Here is a 552-nt window from a genome sequence, read left to right as displayed (position 1 = left end):
CGGTCTTCGTGTTTTGTAACCGGGAGCGTGACAAGCTGAAGATCCTCTACTGGGAACACAACGGCTTCTGGCTGTATTATCGACGGCTGGAGCGGGGCCGGTTTCAATGGCCGGACGCCAGCGACGGCAAGACCCTCGTCATCACCCGCCGGGAGCTGGGCTGGCTGTTGGACGGACTGCCATGGAACCAACCGCAAGCACACCGGAGGGTTACGGCGAAAAAAGTGGTGTGAGACCGGTAAACACAGAAGGATCTGTCAAGGGATTTCGACGGCCGTGTCGAAATCCTTTTGCATGATGAACCCGACAGCGACCCCCAACCAACTGGAAGCCCTGCAGGCACGCTATGAGGCGCTGGAACGGGAGAACACGGAGCTGAAAAAGCAGGTCAAACTGCTGCTGGAACAGCTTCGTCTGGCCCGCCACCGGCAATTCGGGAAGTCCAGCGAACGCACGACGGACGACCAGGTGCGCTTGGACTTGGTATTCAACGAGGCCGAGGCGGAGGCGCAGCCAGAGGCAGAGGAACCCACCTTCGAGACGGTGACGTAC

2 protein-coding genes are annotated in these 552 nt (G+C 59.8%); both read left to right on the top strand.

Annotated elements, in window-relative coordinates; all coding sequences use genetic code 11:
* The coding region (tnpB, locus tag IEX97_RS13415; RefSeq protein ID WP_188883578.1) for an IS66 family insertion sequence element accessory protein TnpB at nucleotides 1-233 on the top strand (233 nt) is incomplete at its 5' end.
* A gap of 43 nt (nucleotides 234-276) precedes the next feature.
* A partial coding sequence (locus tag IEX97_RS13410) for a transposase domain-containing protein (protein WP_479684777.1) occupies nucleotides 277-552 on the top strand: 276 nt, incomplete at its 3' end.

The sequence above is a fragment of the Paenalicyclobacillus cellulosilyticus genome (assembly GCF_014647315.1).
Taxonomy (GTDB): domain Bacteria; phylum Bacillota; class Bacilli; order Alicyclobacillales; family Alicyclobacillaceae; genus Alicyclobacillus_J; species Alicyclobacillus_J cellulosilyticus.
This window is presented reverse-complemented; position numbering and strand designations above follow the sequence as displayed.